We start from the raw sequence: 22,326 nt of genomic DNA, 5'->3' as shown, positions 1-22,326 counted from the left end.
CATGGCACAGGAATCCCTGATCGAGTATCCCACCGACTTCCCGATCAAGATCATGGGAAGGCGCGAACCCCGTCTGGTGCAGACTATCGTTGAAATCGTGCAACGCCATGCCCCCGGTTTCGACGCGACCACGGTGGAAATGCGCATCAGCAAGAAGAACAACTATCTGAGCGTGACCTGCACCGTGCGTGCCACGTCGCGCGAACAGCTCGATGCGCTGTATCGCGATCTTTGCGATCATCCGGCGATCGTGATGGTCTTATGAGTAACGAGGTTCGAGGTTCGAGGTTCGAGAGCAAGAACCCGCGAGATGCGGACCTCTCGGCCCTCGGCCCTCGGCCCTCGGCCCTGATTCGCCGGCTCGGCCTGACGGAATACGAAGACGTCTGGCGACAGATGAAGGAATTCACTCTCGCGCGCAATGCGGATACGCCCGACGAACTCTGGCAAGTCGAGCATCTGCCCGTGTATACACTCGGCGTAGCGGCCAAGCCCGAGCATCTCCCGCGAACGGACAACGGCATCCCGCTGGTCAGGACGGACCGCGGTGGGCAGATCACTTATCACGGTCCGGGACAAATTGTGATCTACACCCTGCTCGACCTGCGCCGGCGCAATCTCGGCGTGCGCGCGCTGGTGCGAAGGCTGGAGCAGGCGGTGATAGAATTGCTGGAGGGTTATCGCATCGATGCAAACGGACGCGACGATGCGCCGGGCGTTTATGTCGCCGGCGCCAAGATCGCGGCGCTCGGTCTGCGGGTACGCAACGGTTGCTGCTATCACGGACTGAGCCTGAACGTGGACATGGACCTGACGCCGTTCGGCGCGATCAATCCTTGCGGTTACCCCGGACTTGAAGTCACGCAACTACGCGATCTCGGCGTCTCCGACCCGGCCGAGGCCATTGCCGAAAAATTGCTCGACAGACTTGCAGCAGGAATCTGAACGGACTCCGATGACCACGACGAAAGTCGAACGCCAGACCGGTGAACAGAAGACGGCACGCAACCCGGTCAAGATCATCCCGATCGCGCCGCTGAAAAAGCCGGACTGGATTCGCGTCAAATCGCCGAGCAGCCAGCGTTTCTACGAAATCAAGCAGGCGCTGCGCGACCACAAATTGCATACGGTGTGCGAAGAGGCCTCCTGCCCGAACATCGGCGAGTGCTTCGGCAAAGGCACAGCGACGTTCATGATCCTCGGCGACCTGTGCACACGCCGCTGCCCGTTTTGCGCCGTCGCGCACGGCCGCCCGCTCGCGCCCGACGCGGAAGAACCCGCCAATCTGGCGCAGACCATCGCCGCAATGAAACTCAAGTATGTGGTCATCACCAGCGTCGACCGCGACGATCTGCGCGATGGTGGCGCCCGGCATTTCGCCGACTGCATCCGCGCGATACGCGAGCTATCGCCGCAGACTCGCATCGAAGTGCTGGTGCCGGATTTTCGCGGGAGGCTGGGAATTGCGCTGGAGAAGTTATCGGCCAACCCGCCGGACGTGATGAACCACAATCTGGAAACCGTGCCGCGGCTCTACAAGCAGGCGCGGCCCGGGGCCGACTATCTGAATTCGCTGAAACTGCTGAAAGACTTCAAGGCGGGTTTCCCGGACATCCCGACCAAGTCCGGCCTGATGCTCGGACTGGGCGAAACCGACGACGAGATTCTGCAAGTGATGCGCGACCTGCGCGACCACGACGTGGAAATGCTCACGCTGGGCCAGTATCTGCAGCCGACCCGCGGCCACTTGCCGGTGTTGCGCTACGTCGAGCCGGCGCGCTTCAACCAGTTCGAGCAGGAAGCGCTGGCCATGGGCTTCCGCCATGCAGCCTGCGGACCGCTGGTGCGCTCCAGCTACCACGCCGACCAGCAGGCGCACGACGCAGGCGTGGCTTAACGGCAGCCCGCACATTTCCGCCGGTTGGGAATATCTCCGACGCAATTCGCCAACATTAAAACCGAGAATCCATGTCATTCAAAACAACATTGAAGTGGCTCCTTCGGTCGCGCTCCGTTTCTTTCGTGCGCAATCGATTCTCGGCGCCGAACTACAACACCGCCTTTGAGTATCACTGGCACGGCGCGAAGCTGCGGTATCGCCCCGGGACTAGCGATCAGGATCTGATCTACGAAATCCTTCTGAAGACGGGGAAAAAAGCGGACTATTGGTTGCCGGACGATATAAAGGCCGAAGTGATTCTGGATATCGGCGCGAATATTGGTATTGCTTCGACTTATCTGGCCGCCCGGTTTCCGAAAGCCCGGATTTTTGCGTTCGAACCGGTTCCGGCTAATTTCGCCATTCTCAGAGAGAATGTCGCGCAATTCAAGAATGTGCGGCCACATTCGGTCGCCCTGGGTCGCGAGAACGGCTCGTTCGAGATGTTCACTTCGGATTCAGAGTCGAATCTCGGCGGGTTTTCGTTTCACCGCGCCGGTAGCAATGTCACACAGAAGGTGCGTGTCGAAGTGCGCTCGGCAGAATCAATGATGCGGGAGCTTGCGCTCGATCATGCAGACGTGATCAAAATCGATACGGAAGGGGCCGAGTACGACATCATTACGAGCCTCGATAAAGATTTCCTGAACCGGGTCAAATGGATTTATGGCGAGTTGCACGGGAATCGCGACTTCGAACTTCTTGCTTATCTTTCAGAACACTTTGACATTGGCGTAAAGAGAACCATGGGTAAGCGGCTATTCATGTTTCATGCGCGAAACAAGGCCCTTCCTCCGCTCGTTCACTGAATCGCTCAATCACCCGCTTTTCAAAAGTTCCTTCTCGATCAGCTCGCCCAGCATCGCGAAATCCGGTTCACCCTCGAAGCGCTGCACGATCTTGCCGCTCCGGTCCACGAGGAAAGTCGTGGGGGTGCCGCGAATACCGCCGAAAGCCTCTATCGCCTTGCCGAAAATATCCGGCGTCACGCGAAACGGCAGTTTGTTCTGCTGCACATAAGCGAATACCCGGTCCGGCGGATCGTAAGACATCGCCACTGCAACGGCTTCGAGCCCCTGTCCGCGATACTTCTCGAAGGTCTGCACCATCTTCGGCATTTCGCTAACGCACACCGTGCAGGACGTCGCCCAGAAATTGACCAGCACGACCTTGCCCTTGAGCGATGACATCGCGAACTGATCGCCATGCACGCCGATGAAGTTCACATCGGCCGGTGCCACCGGACGCTTCCAGCCCGCGTATACGCCAGCCGCCAGCGCGCCCAGCGCCAGCACAATGGCGAACACGGCTATTTTTCTTTCCGCACTCATGATTGCTTTCTGTCGGTTATCTTCACCAACCCGGGACGAAGGTGGATCCCTTCCTTAAGACGTTGCCGTCTCTCATCATGCCATGCTCCGGATGCTCCCGTTCACGATCGGTCAGGCAGAGGTCATCCGCTTGCCAGTTTCCGCAAGCAACGATTCCAGCGCGTCGATCGCCATGTCGGCCGTGAGCGCATGCATGCATTTCGGCGACGCGCATTGCGCTGTAGTGCGGCCGCAATGTTCCGCCCAGGGCAGGTAACGGCGAAACAGGAGGTTCTCGTCGCGACAGAAAAATTTGGGGATCGTCACTTTTCGATCCGGCGTGTTGCGCCAGAATTCTCCCCCGCTGAACAATGTGGCCGATCCGGGCCCGAATAATACTACAGCGGGTGCGCCGGCCAACCGGGCAAGATGGCCGACTCCGGTATCGGGGCAGACTACCGCGGAGGCGCCGGCGAGCAAGCCCCACATCTGCGGCAGCGACAGGCGGCCGGGATAGGAAATACAACGTTTTTCCGGATCGATCTGCGCGACCAGGGCTTCTTCGCCCGGGCCGGCCGTTATGACGGGGGTTATTCCGGATGCCTCAAGGCGCGCAATCAGCGAGCGCCACTTTTCCGGTTCCCAGTACCGCAGCCGCGTGCTGGCTCCGACATGCAGAACGCAATAAGGAGCCGGGGGCAGCGGGAACGATTCCGCCGGCGGCGCCGGCCAATCGGTCTTCTCGTAAGGCAAAGGCGCCGGACCGTCCACGAGGAATTCCGCGAACAGATCGCCCAGCGCCATCGCATGATCCGGAAAATGCCGGAACTCGTCGACCAGCCAGTTTTTGTAAGCGGGATGATCGCCTTCAAAAGCCACTATCCAGCGCGAATCCAATCCACGGGCGAGCCAGCTGAGTCTGTTGTCGGCCGGCAACAACGCAAGATCGAAACCGCGTTCGCAAAGCAGTGCGAAAAAGGATCCTGTATCGCGCGGATCGAAGGGCATGGCCTGGACACCGTATGGGCGTGACGCGAACAACGGCAGGAACGCTCGCTTGCAGGTCATTACGATTTCCGCCTGCGGGAATCTCGTCCGCAGTTTTTTCAGCAAAGGGGCGAGCATGATGGTGTCGCCCAGGAGAAGGCTGTGCGCAATCAGGATGCGCCGCGGCGAGGCAGGCGGCCTGCGGCGCGCCAGTCCAAAGCGCGCATACCAGAGCGCCAGACCCGCACATAGGATCCTGGTCGGCCAGCGGCTATTCATTCTTCCCCGCCCGCAAGATGATAGTCAATGGCTGGCATCCGCTCTCAGGCTGCTCAACTGCGCCAGCGATTCGTCCAGGATCAGAAGCTGCAAAATTCCTTCCGCCAGCGTTTCATCGCCTGACTTGTAGGCCTGGACCATTTCCGCGATGGCCGTTCCAGGAAGCATGCCGTTCGTCATCGCATTCAACCGCTCTCCCAGCCCTTCGAACCGGGCAGACAGCGCTCCGCGCAGCCAGGGTTGCAACGGCGGATTGAAGCCGCGCTTCTTCCTGGCGAAGAGGTCGAGATCGGCGATTGCGACGAGCGCGGGCGCGAGCATGCGCTTGGGCGGACTCGTGAAGCGCGTTTCTTCAGGCAGGCTCAGCAGTGTCTGGAAAAATACATGGTCGAGCAAGGGCGCGCGCAACTCCAGTCCGTGCGCCATCGTGCAAAGATCCCCCTTGCGCAGAATGTACTCGGGCAGATAGTTGGCCCAATCGATTTGCAGTATTTCGTTCAACGCGCCTTCCTCTTCGGTATCGGCAGCACGCCAGTAAAGCTCCCGCTGCAGGGGCTTACCCCCCGACAGGAATCGACGCTGCTGCGGCCCGAAACCTGAAAAGCGCAGGCTGTACGCGTCTTTCCAGGACATGCGCATTTCGGCGATCCATTTCGCGCCCCCGCTGCGGGCCATCGAGGACGAAATTGGCAGGCCCGGCAGGCGCAGTCCGCGGCGCCAACGACTGCACAGGTGCTGTCGCATGCGCTTGTACCCCGCCAACAGTTCGTCGCCGCCTTCTCCGCCGAGCACGACCTTGACGTGATTCGTCGTTTCCTGCGACAAATACCAACTCGGAACGCTGCTCGGATCGGCAAAAGGCTCGTCGAGATCCGCCACGATGCGACTGAAATCGCGGGCGATATCCGCATTGATCGGAATGGCGAGATTGCGCAATTCCAACCTGTCGGCCACCTCCGTGGCTTGCGCGCTTTCATCCATCGGCGAGCCGGGAAATGCGGCGGTGAAAGAATGCAGGTCGCGATGACCGAGCGCGGCGAGCCGGCTCGCGATCACGCTGGAGTCGATGCCGCCGCTCAGGAACACGCCGAGTGGACGATCGGCGACGGTTCGCATTTCCACTGCCTGGTCCAGAGTTTCCAGCCAGTTGCCCGCTTGCGGTCGCGGATACCAGTAACGCACCTTCTCCAGCCGGCGAGAGTCAAGATCGAAACGAATGTAGTGACCGTTCTCGATCCTGTTAATGGAGGAAAACACCGTTCGCGGCGCGGGAATGTAGCGATGCGCCAGATAGGCATCGATGCCTTCGGCAGAGAATTCCCGTTTTGAGCCGGGCAGGAACGGCAGCACCGAACGCACCGTCGAACCGAAAGCGAGACGACCATCGAAGGAGGCGTAGATCAGCGGCTTGAGCCCCATGCGATCGCGTACCAGCCAGGCGGTTCGCCGCCTCAGGTCGAGAATCGCGAACGCGAACATGCCCCGCAGCCGCGCAATGCAATCTATGCCCCACGCCTCGTAGGCACGCAGAATGAACTCTGTATCGGAGCGGTTGCGAAAGGAATAGCCCAGCGCTTTCAGTTCCGCTGCCGGACCGGCCCAGTCATAGACTTCTCCGTTGTAGCAGATCCAGATGTCTTTGGCCTCGTTCGCCATAGGCTGGTCCGCTTCCGGACGAGGATCGATGATCGAAAGTCTCGCATGCAACAGCGCGTTGGAGGCCGCGCCCTGTGTCCGCTCGAAACGGCTGTTCCACAAGACGCTGTGCTGTGCGTCGGGTCCGCGCCGGCGGAGCACATCGAGCATGCGCTCCGGCGTTTGCGGCGCTACGGGTTCGAGAGAGAAAAATCCCGCGATTCCACACATAATTTGCAGTCTCCCGTGTCCGGCACGCTAGACGGACGAGTCCACCAGCAGGCGTCGATACAGGTTGAGTAATTGCGCTGTCATGGCATCGACGGTGAATTTCTCCGCAAGTCCCCGTGCCGCGGCGCCCATGACCAATCGCCGTTCGCGGTTCGCCAGCGCGTCAATGGCCGAGCTGAATCCGCCAATATCGAGGGCGTCACAGACATAGCCTGTCTTTCCCTGCTCGAGGATCTCCGCCGCTCCCGATTTCGTGCTGGTCACCACCGGCAATCCCATGGCCAGCGCTTCCATGCTGGCATTGGCGAACGGCTCGTAGAGGCTGGCTGAAATGAAAACATCCGCGGCCGCATAGTAGCGCTTGGGATTTTGCTGCACGCCGGCGAAATGCACCCGCGATGCTATCCCGAGTTCGTGTGCCAACGACTTGTAGCGCTCCTCGCGCTTGTCACCGCCGACAACGATCAGGTGACAGGCAGCCGAGGCGCGTGCGATCGCACGCAGGATTGTCCCTACGCCCTTGCGCTCAAACCCGGATCCGACGTGAAGCAGAGTGAGCGTCTCCTCCGCAATTCCCAGTGCCTGGCGCTGGGTGCTGCGCCATGGCTCGCGTCGGCGTGGGCTGAACTCCTCCAGGTCGACGCCGTTATACACGACGATGAGTTGGTCCTGACGCAGGCCGTAGTGACGGACAAGCTCGTCTTTGACCATCCGCGAGTTGCAGATGACCGTCCGCAATCGGAGGCTTGCGAACATCTGCCGCTCGGCATGCAGCACGTACGCATGGTGCGGATTGACATGCATCGCCAGCCGCCGCAGCGGAGTCAGTGTGCGTGCGCGCTGCATCAACCATTCGCGATGCACGCCATCGCCCGCCCGGAATACATCGCAGCAGGCGAGGCGCTCATGCGATTGCACCAGATCGTAATGCGTGTTCTGCAAATGCCGGCAGACCGCCCGGCTGAAACTCCAATCCCGCCAGGTGCTGCCCAGATACCAGGGTGTGAGCTGGACGATGCGCTGCGCCGAATCCTGGTCCCATTTGCGGGTAATCAATGTGATGTCGGCACCCTGTTCAACGAGCGCCCGGGTCGCGCGGCTGACGAAGCGCTCGGCCCCACCTGCCGGATTGTATTTCTGCCGGATCAGCGCAATGCGGGGTGCGCTCAATCGGTTTCCTGGAGGAGCGACTTAACGGCACCGAGCACCTGATTTGATCCGATCGCCTCCAGGCACTCGCTGCGCTTGCCACCGCCGCATCCATCCAGGCCGCAAGGACGACAAGGATAGTCCGCCGTGATGATTCGGGAAGGAACCTGCCAGGGGCCCCACTCAATGTCACCGCTCGGTCCGAACAGGGCAACCGTCGGCGTTCCCATCGCCGCGGCAATATGCATCGGTGCGGAATCCACGCCAATGAAAAGCCGGGCGCATCCAATCAGGGCGGCCAGTTCTTTCAATGACAGGCTTCCCGCAAAATTCACCACGTCTGTCAGACCGTCGAGAATATCGTCGACCAGCGCGAGTTCGGCGCGATCAGGAGCGGCGCTGAGAACCACCCGCCAGCCCTGGGCCTGAAGTCCGCGGATCAACTCCTGCATGTGCGCGACTGTCCAGCACTTGAAGTGCCAACGCGACCCGGGGTGAACAACCATGAATGAACGCTCGGCCAAGCCGTGTTCGGCAAGACGTCGAGACACTTTTTCCCTGGCTTCGGCGCCCGGGACGAGAGTGAGGCGGCGCTCTGCCGGCCCCGGATAAACGCCGAGGCGACGCAAGCTGTCCAGGTGGATCTCCGCTGTATGCCGCCGGTTGCCGCCGACCACGGGATAACGGTGAGTGAAGCTGCGATCGTATAGCCAGCCAAATTCGCCAGCCGGGGCTACCGAGAATTTCGGCCGCAGCAAGTGACTCAGCCAGACCCCTCTGTTGTGCTCGGTAAGATTGATGATCAGATCATGGCGGCGCGCTTTCAGCGCGGAAATAAGCGAACCTTCCGCACCGATTTGACGGAACAGGCCGAGGTGCTTCCACTTACGATCGATGGTGAAAAGTTGTGCGATGTCGGGGTGGCCGTCAAGCATCTCAGCGGTATCGCGATAGACCAGCGCGTCCACTTCGATATGCGGGGCATGACTCTTGAGGCAGGAAAAGACCGGCGAAGTCAGCAGGACATCACCGAGGTGACGGAGCTTGACGACGAGCGCGCGACGAACATCCTGAAGCGACGGCGCATCATCGGGTCTCGGCAACCAGCGGCTTTCGCCGGTCATGCAGAAATACTCATGGAGAGGGTCCGGATCACACGTCGAAGGCGAATTGCCTGCGAAACCTTCGCATCCAGTGCCACTTGCTCGCCGTCAACCGGTTGCATCGTTGTCGCCATTCCGTCTGCAATGAGCTATGAGCTTTGCGTTCTTCATCAGCGTATTGTTGCAGCCAATCAGGATGTGAACCAGCCCGGGAACGCCATCGAGAAACCCACCCCGCAGAAAATAAAATTTCAGGAACCTCGCGAGCGGCGAAAACACCAGTTTGAACAGGCTCGGTCGAACGCCTTCCCGATACAGTATCCCCGCCTGCAGACTGGTGTAGCGGTTCTGCTTCTCCAGATAGGAATGCAGTGTCTCAGCCGATTCATGCAAAAGATCACCATCGAGCCTTCCGACCACCGTTTCCGTGAGGACTTTTTCGTGAACCGGATCCTTCGACCAGCGCGCGCTGCGGCGGTCGAATAATCTCAGGTTCCAGTCCGGGTAGCCTTCGCCGTGCCGCAGCCAGCGGCCCATGAAGTGGTTGCATCTCGCCATCTCATACGCGCGAAACGCCGGCCTGCTCAGTGCCTTCTCGAGACTGCCGCGCAATTCGGAGCTCACCCGCTCGTCAGCGTCCACGCAAAAAACCCAGTCGTTCGAGGCTTGCTCCACCGAAAAACGCTTCTGAGGGCCGTAACCCAGCCACGCCTGGTGAACCACTCTGGCTCCGCGTGCCCTCGCTATTTCAACGGTTCGATCCGTGCTTCCCGAATCCACCACGACGATCTCGTCGGCGAACTCCAGGCTCTGCAGACAGGCCTCCAACTGATTCGAGGCGTTTAGCGTGATGACAACCGCCGAGACATGAGGGCGGCCGGGCTCAGAGGGATTCACGACGGAGCCTGTTCTGTCTTCCGTTGCAGCTTGCAATGGCGCAGGACATTGAAAGCCTAGCAGTTTCGCGGGTGGCGCAGTATAGCCGACGGCCTTCCGCTCTGGGAACCGATCCGAAGTGCCGGAATTGTGCGCAATGGCATGTTCGAAGACGTTTGCAGCCAGAATCCGGATGCGGCGATCGACAGACAAAGTCATGCTCTCGCAACCCGGACTCGGCAGAGCGCTGCGCGAATGCAGGCGGGCGGTAGCGGAGGAAAACGGGCGGGGCCTGCATGCGGATGCCGAGTCCCTCCAGCATCAGCAGGATGCGATTGTTTTCATGCGGCGACACGAATCATTTTTCACGTTTACAATCATCCCGGCTTACACAGCGCGTGCGCCCCAAATGTCGCCAACCAGCCCTCCACCTGTCCGAACCGGCCCGAAGATCCTCGTGATTCGCCGCGACAACATCGGCGACCTTATCCTCACCACCCCTCTCATTCATGCGCTTCGCCTGCGCTTCCCGGCAGCGTGGATCGGTGCGCTGGTAAACAGCTACAACGCCAGAGTGCTCGAAGAAAATTCCGACCTCGACGAGGTGTTCATCTACACCAAGGCCAAACACCGCGGCTCGGCAAGTATCTTGTCCGCCTATTGGTCCACGCTCAGCTTGATACTCCGGCTCAGAAAGCTGCGCGTCGACTATGCGATTCTCGCTTCACCGGCCGCCTCGTCCAAGGCCCAGATGTTCGCCCTCAAGATCAACGCACGGACCATCGTCGGATTCGGCGAATGCACCAGCCCGGGTTATGGCCTGACGCCTGGTTCGGCCGGACCGTTGCACGAGGTCGAAGAGGCATTTCGCATCGCGCCGCTTTTTGGCATCAAAGGCCCGCCTCCCCGAACCGCCGTATTCGCCAATGAACGCAAGATAGCCGCCGCCCGCAGCCTTGTCACAAATGCACTGCCCGGCAATAGCATGCTGATCGGCGTGCACATCAGCGCCCGAAAAATGAAACAGCGCTGGCCCGCCGGAAGGTTTGTCGAATTCCTGCGCCAACTCGTCGATCTTCGGCCGGATCTTGCATTTGTCCTGTTCTGGTCGCCGGGGGAGTCGGATAGTCCAACCCATCCGGGTGACGACGCCAAGGCGCACCAAATTCTGGAACAACTCGGCAGCTTTCCGATCATACCGTTTCCGACCGTTACGCTGTCGGATCTGTTCGCCGGACTTGCCGTTTGCGAACAGGTCATCTGCAGCGACGGCGGGGCGATGCATGTGGCCGCTGCGCTTGGAAAGCCGATCCTGTGCTTCTTCGGTGATTCGGATGCGGATCGGTGGCACCCATGGAAAGTACCGTACCAACTGATGCGGCCACAATCGGAAGACGTCTCGGACATCAGCGTTGCCGAAGCGCTCGAAAAATTCCGGGAACTGCAATCCGGGATATAGTTTCTCCCACTTACCCGGAATTGGAGTGGCTTGGTGGCAAACGGGGATTGCGTATATGAACGAGGCAATACTTTCCGCCGTCTGGCTGCTGACCAACGTATGCATTCCCTTGTCGGCGCGCTTGTCGGTGAAATAAACGCGCAAACCAAAGAGCATGAATATCGCCTATCCTGCAATCCATGCGTTATTTAACTGAGTTCTCGGCAATTGAGTGGCTGAAGCTGCTGCCGGTTCAGCATGCACTGAAGCAAATTCGCAATGATGCCTGGCTTGCCCTCTACAAAAATAATCGCCCAAACAAATTGAGCCAATTTCTGGCGGAATATGAAGATCTGGCAGACAAGAATATTGCCCTGGTTATTGCATTTGAACAGCCTTGGGCTTTGAACTGGTTATTGCAGATGGCAAACAGAAATGTTTCCGATATGACGGTTCTGGTTTTTGACAATTCACGAAACAATTCGAAACGGATTGAGATCGAACAGATCTGCAAACAGAACAAAGCACCTTACCTTGCACTGCCTCCCAATCCGACCAGACATGTCAATCGTTCGCATGGCATGGCAATGACCTGGGTTTATCACAATGTTGTTCGTGCAATCAATCCCCGCATTTTTGGATTCATCGATCACGACCTCATACCCGTTCGCAAGGTGAGCATTGCAGACAAACTGACGAATCAACCCGTTTACGGTCTGCTCAACCGGGGCAAATTTGGTTTCTGGTATCTTTGGGCCGGATATTGTTTTTTTGACTATGCGGGAACAAAAGACAAGTCGATAAATTTCCTCTACGACTTCTCTCGCGACCTTGATACAGGCGGCAGAAACTGGAAAAGCCTCTATCGCGACCTCGATCCCCGACAGCTGCGCGTTGTCAGCGCTGAAAGCATCAGCATGAAAGTGGCATCAATTGAGAATCCGAGACTGGTGCAATTTGTTGATAAGCATTGGTTGCACATCGGAGGGATTAGCTACAACTTTCCGGAGCATATCGAATTCTTCAAGGACTTGGAGAACGTATTGAACGAGGGATCTTCGTGACATTGCGTGGATAAATGCGGACGTCGACAGGCAGTAAAAACATACGGCATGGTTTGGGGCATTGACGAGCGTCGGTGCTCGCCGGCCTTGTGATAGGGTGGCACCCATTCAGGTGGCCGACGAAGTGAACAGTAAGATCCACGTTATTCGACAATGTGTCCATGCGTTGCGCCGCGAGAAACGCCCGCTACTCAGGTCAGCCTTCCGAACACACCCAAACTTCACTCTGCGAGTACGCAAGTAGTTAATGCAATGAAAATCGAGCGCGAATCCTTGATTCTTCTGGCACCGGCGATATATCTTTTCGTCCTGCCCTTGGCACACACGACCGCTCTGCGATCGGTCGCATTCGGGGTGTCGGTCCTGCTGCTGTTCTGGGCGTGGCGTACGGACGCCATCCCACCCATTCCCCTGAAAGTCCCATTCGCGGCCTGGATCGGAATTGCCCTTCTGTCCTTGATCTGGGCAGTCTATCCAGACTACTCGATCGGCGAGATCAAGTCCGAAATTATCTGTGGTTTTCTCACTTTCGTTATTTTTTTCTCGTTTACCCGCAGTCGTCGCGAACTGGGCTTCTGGATCGCAGTGCTCGCCGCGTCCTCGCTGGCAACCGGTACCTTTGCACTTGTTCAATGCATAAGAGGCACAAACTCCAATGAGGTCGGCATGCACGGGGGGGCACTTCATTACTCGGCGTACCTGGTTACAATCATGCCCCTTTTTCTGGCGGCGGCATTGTTATGGCCCGGTCGACGCCGTTCCGCGATGATTGGTCTCGTGCTTTTTCTGCTGCTGACTGCGTACGGCACCAAAAACAGAGGGCTCTGGATTTCATTGATCGTGGAACTGGTCATTTTCGGCTACATGTACCTGCGACATCTGAATTTGAATATCGCGAGAAGAAAGTCGATCGTCGCAATCATGGCATCGGTGCTGATTGCCATGACAATCGCGTTCGTGACAGTCTCAGGGGAAAGGCTTGTGACGGATTCGGGAGAAAAGCTTGGTATAGACGGCAGTACCAGCGAAGTGCTTTCCGGCACGATCAAGATCGACCCTCGACCCAAGCTTTGGCAAGACAGCTTCGCGTGGATCATGCAGCGCCCGTGGACAGGTGCCGGATTCGGTCGCATGGTCCTCTCCAAGGAATTCCAGCAACAGGCGGGGCTAGCGACCCACACTCATGCACATAATATTGTCCTCAACTACGCCATTGAGCTTGGCTTTCTGGGTCCTATCGTGCTTGGGCTGCTTGTGTTCTGCGTACTCCGTGAATTGCTCAAGACAACAAGGTTGGCCGATCGGGATGTTCGGACGCTCGGGATCGCAGGTCTGGCGATCGTAGCCGGTATCTTTGGCGTGGAGGGGATGATCGAGGATCTTTTCTTCCGGCACCTCGGATGGATGTTCTGGGCTTTGATCGGAATGATCCTCGGTTACTCATCGAACGTTGCGCGACATGCCCCGCTCGTCGAGGATTCCGCGCGCCAACCGGTCAACACAGATGCCTCGTCTATTAGTTAGCGACGACGCAGTCCCTTAGCGGCCATCTGCGCACGAATCAAGCTAACCGGCGCTATGTGACCATTACTCCGTGTCGTGTTCGACCGCTGCTGACGGCGACATGTCATTTCTGCAATCCGACGCGATAGTAAGAGCAATACCAGTCGACGAAGCGACCGATTCCATCCGTGATCGAGGTTGCGGGGACAAAGCCAACGTCGGCCTGCAAAGCCTCCGTTTGTGCATAGGTTGCGACCACATCTCCGTCTTGCATGGGAAGGAGTTTCTTTTCCGCCTTCCGTCCGAGCGCTCGCTCCAGCACGTTTATGTACGTCATCAGATCGACCGGCTGATGATTGCCAATATTGTAGATGCGGTATGGCGCGCTGCTTGAAGCCGGGTCGGGATTCACTGAATCGAAGCCCGGCTGGGGGCGCGGCGGTCGGTCCAGCACGCGGACCACGCCCTCGACGATGTCGTCAACATAGGTGAAATCTCTTTGCATCTTGCCGTGATTGAAGACCTCGATCGGACTGCCTTCCAAAATGGCCTTGGTGAACTTGAAATACGACATGTCCGGCCGACCCCATGGCCCATAGACGGTGAAAAAACGCAGGCCGGTCGCGGGCAAGCCGAACAAATGGCTGTACGTGTGCGCCATCAGCTCGTTGGATTTCTTGGTGGCCGCGTAGAGGCTGATCGGGTGATCGACATTGTCGTGCTCGGAGAACGGTAACTTCGTGTTGCCACCGTAGACGCTCGAACTGCTTGCATACACCAAGTGTTCCACTTTGCCATGGCGGCAGCCTTCGAGAACGTTGACGAAGCCCACCAAGTTGCTCTGTACGTAGACCTGCGGGTTGGCCAGCGAATACCGGACGCCAGCCTGCGCCGCAAGATGCACGGCCCGTTGGAATCCTTCCTGACGAAACAATTTGCCCAACGCTTCCGCGTCGGCGACGTCGAGCCTGACGAAGCGAAAGCCTGGATGTCCGGCCAAGCGGCCAAGACGCGCTTCCTTGAGAACCACATCGTAGTAAGCATTGAGATTGTCCACGCCGACAACTTCGTCGCCTCGCGCGAGCAGCCCCTGAACCACGTGCATGCCGATGAATCCGGCGGCACCCGTTACAAGTACCTTCATTGTCTGGGAACGTTGTTCATGATGAAGTGCGTTTGTCTGCCCTCGTTCGCGTCATCAAATTGGAGATCGTGGCTGTCCGACTCAGGCGGAATACGGTGTTGCCGCCTTTTCCCGTCTGGCAACGACAGGTGACGAATACTCAGGAATCCAGTCCTTCAGTGCCTCCCGAACCTGCCCGTCGTCGTATGGCGATGTGCCGCCGAGCCAACCGAGCAGGCCATCCAACCATCCATCCTCGACGCTGCGCGCACGCGCGATACGCAACTTCGGGTGCGGCGTGGACAACGTATGTTCGTCGTCGGCCAGCAATTCCTCGTAGAGTTTTTCGCCGGGACGCAAACCGGTAAAAACGATCTTCACGTCATCCTCCCCCAGCCCCGACAGGCGGATCATGTCGCGCGCCAGATCGACGATGCGTACCGACTCACCCATGTCGAGCACGAAGATTTCGCCGCCACGGCCCATCGTGCCGGCCTGCAGTACGAGTTGCGCCGCCTCGGGAATGGACATGAAGAAGCGTGTGATCTCGGGATGGGTGACAGTCACCGGACCGCCCGCGGCAATCTGTTCGCGGAATTTCGGGATGACGCTGCCTGCGCTGCCGAGCACGTTGCCAAAGCGAACCATCACGAAGCGTGTGCCTTGCGGCCGCTGCAACGACTGGCAGACCATTTCCGCGAGCCGCTTGCTGGCACCCATGACATTGGCCGGATTGACCGCCTTGTCGGTGGAAATCAGAACGAATTTGTCCACGCCGTGGCGCATCGCTTGGGATGCCAGCACGTAAGTTCCGTAGACGTTGTTGCGCACCGCTTCCCAGGCGTTCTCCTCTTCCATCAACGGTACATGCTTGTAAGCCGCGGCGTGGAAAATGACCTGCGGCCGGTATTTTTCCAGCGCCTGCGCCACCCGCTCCGGATTCTTGGCATCGCCTACCATGCAGGTCGCCGGCACATGCCGGAACGCGCCGAGAAATTCCTGCTCGACCTGGTAGAGCGCAAGCTCCGACATTTCATACAGGACCAGGCGCGCCGGGTTGTAGCGGGCGATCTGCCGGCATAGTTCGGCCCCGATCGAACCGCCGGCACCGGTCACCATGACAATCTTGCCTTCGAGCAATTCCGCCAGTCCGTTACTATCCAGGGTGACCGGGTCACGTCCGAGCAGGTCGTCCAGTTCGACGTTGCGGATCTGCGATACGGTCACCTTGCCGCCCATCAGGTCTTCGAATGACGGCACGGTGAGCACTTTGAGACCGACACCCTGACAGATGCCGATAGCCCGGCGACGAACGCCGTGGGCGGCGTCGGGCATCGCTATGATCGCGTGCTCGACCGCAAAACGCGGGGCGACTGAAGGAAGGTCGGCAATACGGCCGAGCACGGTGGCGCCGAGAATCTGGCGTTTCTGCTTGGTATCGTCGTCGTCCAGCAACCCGATCACGCGCCACTCGGCACTGCTTGCCAGATCCTTGAGCAGCGACACGGCGGTATCGCCGGCGCCGAGGATCACGACCGGTTTGCCGTAAAGCGCGCCTAGCTTGCCGATATTGCGCTCCTTCCAGGCCCGGTACAGAAGGCGGCTTCCGCCCATCAGGAACACCAGCAGCAGGGGATGCAGCACATAAACCGAACGCGGCACTACGAATCCGGGCTGGACGAGTACGAACAAGGCAGGAAACGCCAAGGCGCCGACGCCCACCGCGATCACTATCAGGCGCAGGTCGTGGATGCTGGCGTAGCGCCACAATCCCCGATACAGGCCGAACATCCAGAAACACAGCGCATACAACGCCATTATCCAGCCGACCGTGCTCCACATGGCGGGCAGGAACTCGGTCTGAATCTCGAAATTGAAGCGAAACGAGTAGGCGGCCAGCCATGCCACGCCGACAGCGATGACGTCGTGCAGGAAAGCAAGCGCGGAACGCGGATTCACGCTCGGCAGCTTAGCCATGCGCCGTCCCGGAGAATCGTTTCCAGCGCCGGTCGATTGCCCACATCGCCACTGCGAAGGTCAGTGCAAGACCGAGGACCACCACGAACTGCCCCGCCTGCGATTGCTGCAGACCAGCAAGCGCCACAACACTGCACAAGGTCATCAGACCATATTCCGACAATGCCGTGCGCCGGTGACTCCAGCCTGACAGGATCAATCGCTGGTAATAATGCTGCCGGTGAGCCTCCCAGATGCGCTCGCCGCGCAGCAGCCTGCGCGCAAGCGTCGTGGTGGCATCGACGATGAACGGCGCGAATACAGCCAATGGAAACCACAGCGGCCAGAGTCCCTGCCGCCAGCCGGCCACGCCGAACGCTCCGGCAAGGAAACCCAGTGGAATCGAGCCGACATCGCCCATGAAAATCTTCGCCGGCGGAAAATTGAAAATCAGAAAACCCGCTGCCGCTGCCGCGATCGACCAGGCAAGCAGTTCAAGCTCACCGTTCCCTCCGAGCCACGCCGCCAATCCGTAAGTGCCGAAACCGATAACGGCCATTCCGCCCGATAATCCGTCGGCGCCGTCCATGAAGTTGTAAAGATTCGTGATCCAGGCGATTGCGAACAACAGAACGACGAGCGACGCCGCTCCGAAAGAGCCTGCGGCCAGCCATAGAAAAACGCCTGCGGCGGCCAGGTGCATCGCCAATCGCACCACCGCGGGCAGGGCATGACGATCGTCGAAATAGGAGGCAATAGCCAGCGCGACCGCCGGGACCAGCAGGCTGGGACTGGCGCGAAGCCACAAGGCGGCCGCAGCGATGCCGGTAATGATGGCGATGCCACCGGTTCGCGGCACCGGTATGCGGTGCAGCGAGCGTTCGTTCGGCTCATCCAGCGGCAGGCCGCGAGTTCTCAGCAGCACGAGCATGGTGGCGGTGGAAACAATTCCGGCGAGCAGCGGGGCAAGCGTGAACGCGAAGACGCCGGTTTCCATCGGGGCGATTATATAAGAACGACGCTCAATTTCCCCATTCTCGACAGGATGCCAGCCCGCTCAGCCGGAGCGCGTCCGATACCAGGACACGGTCCGTGCCAGACCCTGCTGCAACGAGAACGGCGGTTGCCAGCCGAGCGCTTTCTTGATCGACGATACATCCACCCGCAACGATCCTGTCAGGCGCGCGATCTGCTCGGTCCGCCCTGTGAGCGCGCCGATGCCGCGAAGCAACACCGGTGAAATCGGAAAGAGCAGCGCTTCCTTGCCCAATGCCGCGGCGATCTCCCGGACCAGTTGCGGCGTCGAAACGTCATGGTCATCGGCTACGAAAAACGTCCGATTGGCCGCGGCCGGGTGCACCAGGCAGGCTTCCAGTGCATGGACCAGATTGCCGACATAAACGAGACTGCGCAGATTGGAGATCGATGACAAAGGCAACGGCAGCCCCGAATCGACGGCGCGCAACAGACCGAGGAAATTCGCCTTGACGCCGGGGCCATAGACCAGCGGCGGCCGCAAGATCACCACTTCCATGCCCGTCTCGTCGGCGATCTTCTTCAATCGCTCCTCCGCTTGCGCCTTGGATGCGCCATAGGCATCGGTCGGGGCCGGTGGGTCGCTCTCCGTGAATGCGCGCTCGCGGGTGATCTCACCGTTGACCTTCACCGAACTCAGAAACACGAAGCGGCGGACGCCTGCGCGCGCGGCCTGACGCGCGAGATTCTCGCTGCCTTCGACGTTGGTTCGGAAAAACGCTTCCCGGGCATCGCCGCCGGACTCGCGCATGATATGCACGCGCGCTGCCAAGTGCACGACCGCTTCACAGCCGCGCAAGGCCGCCGTCCAGTCGGTGGCGGAGCCGATATCTCCGGTTCTCACCACTTCGGTCCCTTCCGCCCCGGGCGGAAATTCAACGGCCGAATACAGACGCATCGCCGCACGCGCCGTGAAGCCGCGTCCGCGCAACGCAGTCCACAACGCCCGGCCGACAAAGCCCGATGCGCCGGTAATCAGACAAGCAGTCATTTCCTCCAGCCCTTGAACGCCGGGGTCAGGTGACCAGCGAGGACATGGCAACCGCCCTTTCTACGAGAGTCAATGAGCACCGCGGAACGATCTCGCGTATCGCCCACCTCTGTTGGCCGCTCTCCACAGGAAAGTCACGCCGGGAGATCTGATCAGTCATTCAGGGCGCGGAGAAAATCTCCCGCCGACACACCAGCCTGGCGCAGCACGCCGGCCAACGTTCCCACTTTGAGTTCCTTGTGGTTTGGCACCACGCAGCCGGCCGGGCCATTCCGCAAAATGACGTGACTTCCACTCTGGCGCACCACCGCGAAGCCCAACCTCTCGAGCGCCCGAATCGCTTGGGCACCCGAGACACGGGGTAATTTAGGCACGCGCAAGAACTGTAAAAGTGGTTACCAGAGGGGGGCCGGAAACGACTGTTGGAAACTCTTCAAGATAAAGGGAAGTGGCTTCCTGCAGGTTGGCCAGTGCTTCGTCAATCGTTTCTCCCTGCGTCGTTGTACCTGTCTCTGGATTGAGAGCTACAAACCCGCCTTCTTCCGCGTGGATGAGAACAGCCGTTAATTGCATGTTGCCTCCATTTCGGATAACCAAAATTTCATTTTGGCCCAAAATCATCTTCAAAACCAACTTTCGATTCGGCCTCGGCTTTGGATGTGCCATACGCATCCATCGGCATGACGGGATCGCTTTCCACGAAGGCGCGTTGCGCGCCTTCCTCGCCGTTGACCTTCACCGAACTCAGGAACACGAATCTGCGCACACCGGCACGCGCGGCCTGGCGCGCGAGGTTCTCGCTGCCTTCCACGTTGACGCGATGGAAGTCGCCGGATGCATCACCCGCCCGGTGCCGCATCACATGCACATGCGCAGCCAGGTGCACAACCGCTTGGCATCCTGCGAGCGCAGCCGTCCAATCCGTCTCAGGACCGATATTCCCGACCGCAATGGACGGAAATGGAAACTGCTCCGTCGGCGCTCGCATCCCGCCCCTCACCACGTGACCTTGTGCGCCCAGGTGATTGCTCAAAGACTTTCCGACGAATCCTGATGCGCCGGTGATCAGGACAGGGAGGCTCATCTCGCTCTCATGCATTCGACCGCATCAGGATGCTTGTCCGGTCGACAGAACATAGTGCGAAGATTTGCGCAACCAGCGTTTTTCGACCAGATGCCACGATCCCCAGGCCAATAAATTTATGACTGCGATAGCCGCGAAAAAGGCAATTTCCGGGCTTCGGGCAAAAAACCCTTTCCAGACGAGAAACTGCAATACCGGGAAATGGATGATATAAATTCCGTAGGAAAGATCGCCATAGCGTCCGAAATTCCCGAGGGAGGGTATCCCCATGGCAAAATACATGACAACAAAGCCAAGGCAGATCGGGGCGAGAATGGCATCGAGAGGTCCAGAGCCAAATACCAGCCATAACCCCGAGAGGATCACTATGGGCCAAGTCCGGCGGCGTAGCAGGGACTCGCGATAATGAAACGCGCCCCCAATCAGGAAATACGTCAACTGGCCGGGCAGTTGCCTTGCCAACATATCGAATACCGGTCTGCCCGTGCGTTGTGCCATGATCTCAAAAAAGAGCAGGTAAATAACGGACATTACGTAGAGAACTACCAGCACCTGTACAAATCCGAAGCGGCGGAACAGCAATGCGATGACAGGGACAAAAAGATAGAAGGCAACTTCGATCTTGAGTGTCCAGAGCGCGCCGTTTACTACTTCCAGAAAGTTGCCGGTAAATACACCGGGCAGGGCAGGGGTCAGGAAATTCAGGAATACCAGATTGGCGGCCAGGTACTTCAGCAGCGGCATCGAGAGATAGTCGGACCAGCGTAGCTGCGTAACAACCAAGCCCATCAGCGCGCTAACGAGGATAACGCATGCGTAAGCCGGGTATATCCTTCTGGCGCGCTTCTCGAAATAATCAATGACCGACCGGGACGCTTCGAAACTGCGGAAGATCAGGAAGCCGCTTACGACGAAGAAACTTTTCACCGCCAGGTCTGCAGACACATAACGGGAAAGAAAAACCAATCCTTGCTCACCGGACAATACATGTACATGAACCAGAAAGACCATTGATGCCAGAACAAAACGCAACAAGTCAAAATTGTTCGTCTGATTTGCTGTCATCTCTGGTTTCAGTATCGATCGTCAATCATGGCCATGGCAAGATGGTTGGTAGTCTGATCGGGGATCTGGCGGCTATCACCGAAACACGCCTGGAAATCATACTGACCCAAAACATACCGGAAGTCCGGAATTATTTCAGCCGAGCGATCCCCTTCAACACCGTCCTTATTGAGAACGCAAAACCAAGGGGATTCGGCGCGAATCATAACGCGGCGTTCGGTCACGCCAAAGGAGATTTCTTTTGCGTACTCAATCCCGACATAAGAATCTCAAGGAATCCGTTTCCCGCGCTGCTCGCGGAACTCTCGCGGCCCAAAGTTGGCGTGGCGGCTCCCAGGATCCTCGGGCCATCTGGCGGCATCGAAGACAGCGCACGCCGCTTTCCGACAGTCGCATTTCTCGCGCGGAAAGCCCTGGGCGGCGTCCGGGCGGTCGACTACGATGCCGTTGATCAGCCGATTTCCCCGGATTGGGTCGCCGGTATGTTCATGGTATTTCGCAAGGAAGCATACGCGGCAGTCGGGGGGTTCGATGAAAATTACTTTCTCTACTATGAGGATGTGGATATCTGCAGGCGGCTCCGATCGCGTGGATTTGACATCCGTATGGTGCCTTCAGTGGAGGCGATTCATGATGCCCGCAGGCAAAGTCGTCGCAGCCTGCGCCATATGCGCTGGCACCTTGAGAGCATGCTCCGTTATTTTCTGAGACCGATGAAATGATTCTGGTCTCGATCATTGTTCCAACTTTCAATGCACACAGCACGCTGGCGCAATGCCTCGAAAGTGTCATCGGCCAAACCCTTTCCGAGAAAGAGATCATCGTGGTCGACGGAGGCTCGACCGACCAGACGGTCGAATTGATAAAATCGTACGGACCGCGAATAGACAGTTGGCTATCCGAGCCGGACCGTGGCGTATTCGACGCCTTCAACAAGGGCATTAAACGGGCTCGCGGCAGGTGGCTCTATTTTCTGGGAGCCGATGATTACCTCCTTGACCAGGATGTACTATCGCGATTGGCTCAGTACTTGCGGAGAGACCCACCGGTCGCACGTGTAATTTATGGACGCGTCGCCCTGGTCGGTTCGGAAGGGGAGACACTCGCACTTCTGGGCGAGCCCTGGGATGCTACCCGAAAGCGGCTAAGCGCTTACCTGTCGTTGTCGCACCAGGGGGTTTTCCACGCCCGCGAACTGTTTGCCGAACATGGGTTATTCGACCCATCGTATCGTCTGTCGGGAGATTATGAATTCCTGTTGCGCGAGCTGCCAAAGCGAGACGCTTTCTATATACCAGATGTCATTATTGCCGGCCATCGCAGCGGCGGCATAAGCAGTGCGCCAGGTAACCACACGCGCACTTTATGGGAGCTACGTCGCGCACAAGTAACCCACGGCATTCTTATTCCCCGACCAGCATGGATTGTCCGGTTATTCGCCGCTTGGATCCGAAGCGCGCTGGTAAACCTCTTCGGACACCGACGAGGTCATGCGATCATGGATTTTCTTCGGGCACTATTCGGAAAGAAGCGCCACTGGTCGCGATTGTAAATTTTC

At 58.7% G+C, this 22,326-nt stretch carries 23 protein-coding genes; 9 read left to right on the top strand and 14 right to left on the bottom strand.

All coding sequences use genetic code 11. The annotated features are described in order from the left end of the window. The first annotated feature begins 1 nt into the window (after position 1). The 4 genes from HY067_17430 to HY067_17415 all read left to right on the top strand — a co-directional run bounded on the left by HY067_17430 (position 2) and on the right by HY067_17415 (position 2,748). Entirely contained in the window at positions 2–265 is a 264-nt protein-coding gene (locus HY067_17430) for a DUF493 domain-containing protein (GenBank protein ID MBI3529735.1), read from the top strand. Continuing rightward, the gene (gene lipB / locus HY067_17425; protein ID MBI3529734.1) at positions 262–945 is read left to right on the top strand and encodes a lipoyl(octanoyl) transferase LipB; all 684 of its coding nucleotides are present in this window, start codon (positions 262–264) and stop codon (positions 943–945) included. The genes HY067_17430 and lipB overlap by 4 nt, the downstream gene beginning before the upstream one ends. A gap of 10 nt (positions 946–955) precedes the next feature. Next, complete coding sequence (lipA, locus tag HY067_17420; GenBank protein ID MBI3529733.1) at positions 956–1,897, top strand: lipoyl synthase; 942 nt, start codon at positions 956–958, stop codon at positions 1,895–1,897. Between the two features lie 71 nt (positions 1,898–1,968). Beyond that, positions 1,969–2,748, top strand: coding sequence for an FkbM family methyltransferase (locus tag HY067_17415; protein MBI3529732.1), 780 nt, complete (start codon positions 1,969–1,971; stop codon positions 2,746–2,748). 9 nt (positions 2,749–2,757) lie between these two features. Here the strand turns inward: HY067_17415 and HY067_17410 are convergent, their stop codons facing one another. From HY067_17410 to HY067_17385, 6 genes are all read right to left on the bottom strand, one after another. Beyond that, the gene (locus HY067_17410) at positions 2,758–3,270 is read right to left on the bottom strand and encodes a TlpA family protein disulfide reductase (protein ID MBI3529731.1); all 513 of its coding nucleotides are present in this window, start codon (positions 3,268–3,270) and stop codon (positions 2,758–2,760) included. A 111-nt stretch (positions 3,271–3,381) separates the two neighbouring features. Next, on the bottom strand, positions 3,382–4,515 hold the full coding sequence (locus HY067_17405) for a glycosyltransferase family 9 protein (GenBank protein MBI3529730.1): 1,134 nt from the start codon (positions 4,513–4,515) through the stop codon (positions 3,382–3,384). 24 nt (positions 4,516–4,539) lie between these two features. Then, positions 4,540–6,381 (bottom strand): asparagine synthase (glutamine-hydrolyzing), encoded by a 1,842-nt coding sequence (gene asnB, locus HY067_17400; GenBank protein MBI3529729.1) that lies wholly within the window; start codon positions 6,379–6,381, stop codon positions 4,540–4,542. A 27-nt stretch (positions 6,382–6,408) separates the two neighbouring features. After that, positions 6,409–7,551, bottom strand: a complete 1,143-nt coding sequence (locus HY067_17395; GenBank protein ID MBI3529728.1) for a glycosyltransferase family 4 protein — start codon at positions 7,549–7,551, stop codon at positions 6,409–6,411. Then, positions 7,548–8,654 carry a putative lipopolysaccharide heptosyltransferase III gene (gene rfaQ, locus HY067_17390; protein MBI3529727.1) on the bottom strand — a complete coding sequence of 369 codons (1,107 nt, stop codon included), beginning with the start codon at positions 8,652–8,654 and terminating at the stop codon, positions 7,548–7,550. Before rfaQ ends, HY067_17395 begins: the two co-directional genes overlap by 4 nt. Before the next feature lie 87 nt (positions 8,655–8,741). Further along, positions 8,742–9,728, bottom strand: coding sequence for a glycosyltransferase family 2 protein (locus HY067_17385; GenBank protein ID MBI3529726.1), 987 nt, complete (start codon positions 9,726–9,728; stop codon positions 8,742–8,744). A 238-nt stretch (positions 9,729–9,966) separates the two neighbouring features. On the opposite strand from HY067_17385, the gene HY067_17380 reads away from it, so the two are divergent. From HY067_17380 to HY067_17370, 3 genes are all read left to right on the top strand, one after another. Beyond that, complete coding sequence (locus HY067_17380) at positions 9,967–10,968, top strand: glycosyltransferase family 9 protein (protein MBI3529725.1); 1,002 nt, start codon at positions 9,967–9,969, stop codon at positions 10,966–10,968. A 179-nt stretch (positions 10,969–11,147) separates the two neighbouring features. Then, positions 11,148–12,011: a hypothetical protein gene (locus tag HY067_17375; protein MBI3529724.1), complete on the top strand. Its 864-nt coding sequence runs from the start codon at positions 11,148–11,150 to the stop codon at positions 12,009–12,011. Positions 12,012–12,263: 252 nt separating this feature from the next. Then, positions 12,264–13,535 (top strand): O-antigen ligase family protein, encoded by a 1,272-nt coding sequence (locus HY067_17370; GenBank protein MBI3529723.1) that lies wholly within the window; start codon positions 12,264–12,266, stop codon positions 13,533–13,535. A gap of 103 nt (positions 13,536–13,638) precedes the next feature. Here HY067_17370 and HY067_17365 read toward each other — a convergent pair whose 3' ends face one another. The 8 genes from HY067_17365 to HY067_17330 all read right to left on the bottom strand — a co-directional run bounded on the left by HY067_17365 (position 13,639) and on the right by HY067_17330 (position 20,768). Further along, the gene (locus tag HY067_17365) at positions 13,639–14,658 is read right to left on the bottom strand and encodes an NAD-dependent epimerase (GenBank protein ID MBI3529722.1); all 1,020 of its coding nucleotides are present in this window, start codon (positions 14,656–14,658) and stop codon (positions 13,639–13,641) included. A gap of 81 nt (positions 14,659–14,739) precedes the next feature. Beyond that, positions 14,740–16,614 (bottom strand): polysaccharide biosynthesis protein, encoded by a 1,875-nt coding sequence (locus HY067_17360; protein ID MBI3529721.1) that lies wholly within the window; start codon positions 16,612–16,614, stop codon positions 14,740–14,742. Next, positions 16,607–17,590 (bottom strand): glycosyltransferase family 4 protein, encoded by a 984-nt coding sequence (locus tag HY067_17355; protein ID MBI3529720.1) that lies wholly within the window; start codon positions 17,588–17,590, stop codon positions 16,607–16,609. Before HY067_17355 ends, HY067_17360 begins: the two co-directional genes overlap by 8 nt. Positions 17,591–17,650: 60 nt before the next feature. Then, complete coding sequence (locus HY067_17350; GenBank protein ID MBI3529719.1) at positions 17,651–18,619, bottom strand: SDR family oxidoreductase; 969 nt, start codon at positions 18,617–18,619, stop codon at positions 17,651–17,653. Between the two features lie 152 nt (positions 18,620–18,771). Next, positions 18,772–18,993 carry a type II toxin-antitoxin system HicA family toxin gene (locus HY067_17345; protein ID MBI3529718.1) on the bottom strand — a complete coding sequence of 74 codons (222 nt, stop codon included), beginning with the start codon at positions 18,991–18,993 and terminating at the stop codon, positions 18,772–18,774. Continuing rightward, positions 18,986–19,192, bottom strand: coding sequence for a type II toxin-antitoxin system HicB family antitoxin (locus HY067_17340; protein MBI3529717.1), 207 nt, complete (start codon positions 19,190–19,192; stop codon positions 18,986–18,988). Before HY067_17340 ends, HY067_17345 begins: the two co-directional genes overlap by 8 nt. A 28-nt stretch (positions 19,193–19,220) precedes the next feature. Further along, a complete protein-coding gene (locus tag HY067_17335; protein MBI3529716.1) occupies positions 19,221–19,703 on the bottom strand; it encodes an NAD-dependent epimerase/dehydratase family protein in 483 nt (160 codons plus the stop codon). A 24-nt stretch (positions 19,704–19,727) separates the two neighbouring features. After that, positions 19,728–20,768, bottom strand: a complete 1,041-nt coding sequence (locus tag HY067_17330; protein ID MBI3529715.1) for an acyltransferase — start codon at positions 20,766–20,768, stop codon at positions 19,728–19,730. Between HY067_17330 and HY067_17325 the strand changes: the two genes are divergently transcribed. Further along, a complete protein-coding gene (locus tag HY067_17325; protein ID MBI3529714.1) occupies positions 20,717–21,490 on the top strand; it encodes a glycosyltransferase family 2 protein in 774 nt (257 codons plus the stop codon). The two genes, HY067_17330 and HY067_17325, sit on opposite strands and share 52 nt — an antisense overlap. Beyond that, positions 21,487–22,320: a glycosyltransferase gene (locus HY067_17320; protein MBI3529713.1), complete on the top strand. Its 834-nt coding sequence runs from the start codon at positions 21,487–21,489 to the stop codon at positions 22,318–22,320. Before HY067_17325 ends, HY067_17320 begins: the two co-directional genes overlap by 4 nt. Positions 22,321–22,326: the final 6 nt, after the last annotated feature.

It is taken from the genome of Betaproteobacteria bacterium (assembly GCA_016194905.1).
Classification (GTDB): domain Bacteria; phylum Pseudomonadota; class Gammaproteobacteria; order Burkholderiales; family JACQAP01; genus JACQAP01.
Note: the sequence above shows the minus strand (reverse complement) of the source record. Positions and strands in the feature narration are given on the sequence as shown.

Coding starts and splice junctions, on each gene's coding strand:
- HY067_17430 (MBI3529735.1), top strand. CDS start 2: ATGGCACAGGAATCCCTGATCGAGTATCCCACCGACTTCCCGATCAAG.
- lipB (MBI3529734.1), top strand. CDS start 262: ATGAGTAACGAGGTTCGAGGTTCGAGGTTCGAGAGCAAGAACCCGCGA.
- lipA (MBI3529733.1), top strand. CDS start 956: ATGACCACGACGAAAGTCGAACGCCAGACCGGTGAACAGAAGACGGCA.
- HY067_17415 (MBI3529732.1), top strand. CDS start 1,969: ATGTCATTCAAAACAACATTGAAGTGGCTCCTTCGGTCGCGCTCCGTT.
- HY067_17410 (MBI3529731.1), bottom strand. CDS start 3,270: ATGAGTGCGGAAAGAAAAATAGCCGTGTTCGCCATTGTGCTGGCGCTG.
- HY067_17405 (MBI3529730.1), bottom strand. CDS start 4,515: ATGAATAGCCGCTGGCCGACCAGGATCCTATGTGCGGGTCTGGCGCTC.
- asnB (MBI3529729.1), bottom strand. CDS start 6,381: ATGTGTGGAATCGCGGGATTTTTCTCTCTCGAACCCGTAGCGCCGCAA.
- rfaQ (MBI3529727.1), bottom strand. CDS start 8,654: ATGACCGGCGAAAGCCGCTGGTTGCCGAGACCCGATGATGCGCCGTCG.
- HY067_17385 (MBI3529726.1), bottom strand. CDS start 9,728: ATGACTTTGTCTGTCGATCGCCGCATCCGGATTCTGGCTGCAAACGTC.
- HY067_17375 (MBI3529724.1), top strand. CDS start 11,148: ATGCGTTATTTAACTGAGTTCTCGGCAATTGAGTGGCTGAAGCTGCTG.
- HY067_17370 (MBI3529723.1), top strand. CDS start 12,264: ATGAAAATCGAGCGCGAATCCTTGATTCTTCTGGCACCGGCGATATAT.
- HY067_17365 (MBI3529722.1), bottom strand. CDS start 14,658: ATGAAGGTACTTGTAACGGGTGCCGCCGGATTCATCGGCATGCACGTG.
- HY067_17360 (MBI3529721.1), bottom strand. CDS start 16,614: ATGGCTAAGCTGCCGAGCGTGAATCCGCGTTCCGCGCTTGCTTTCCTG.
- HY067_17355 (MBI3529720.1), bottom strand. CDS start 17,590: ATGGAAACCGGCGTCTTCGCGTTCACGCTTGCCCCGCTGCTCGCCGGA.
- HY067_17350 (MBI3529719.1), bottom strand. CDS start 18,619: ATGACTGCTTGTCTGATTACCGGCGCATCGGGCTTTGTCGGCCGGGCG.
- HY067_17340 (MBI3529717.1), bottom strand. CDS start 19,192: ATGCAATTAACGGCTGTTCTCATCCACGCGGAAGAAGGCGGGTTTGTA.
- HY067_17335 (MBI3529716.1), bottom strand. CDS start 19,703: ATGAGCCTCCCTGTCCTGATCACCGGCGCATCAGGATTCGTCGGAAAG.
- HY067_17325 (MBI3529714.1), top strand. CDS start 20,717: ATGCCAGAACAAAACGCAACAAGTCAAAATTGTTCGTCTGATTTGCTG.
- HY067_17330 (MBI3529715.1), bottom strand. CDS start 20,768: ATGACAGCAAATCAGACGAACAATTTTGACTTGTTGCGTTTTGTTCTG.
- HY067_17320 (MBI3529713.1), top strand. CDS start 21,487: ATGATTCTGGTCTCGATCATTGTTCCAACTTTCAATGCACACAGCACG.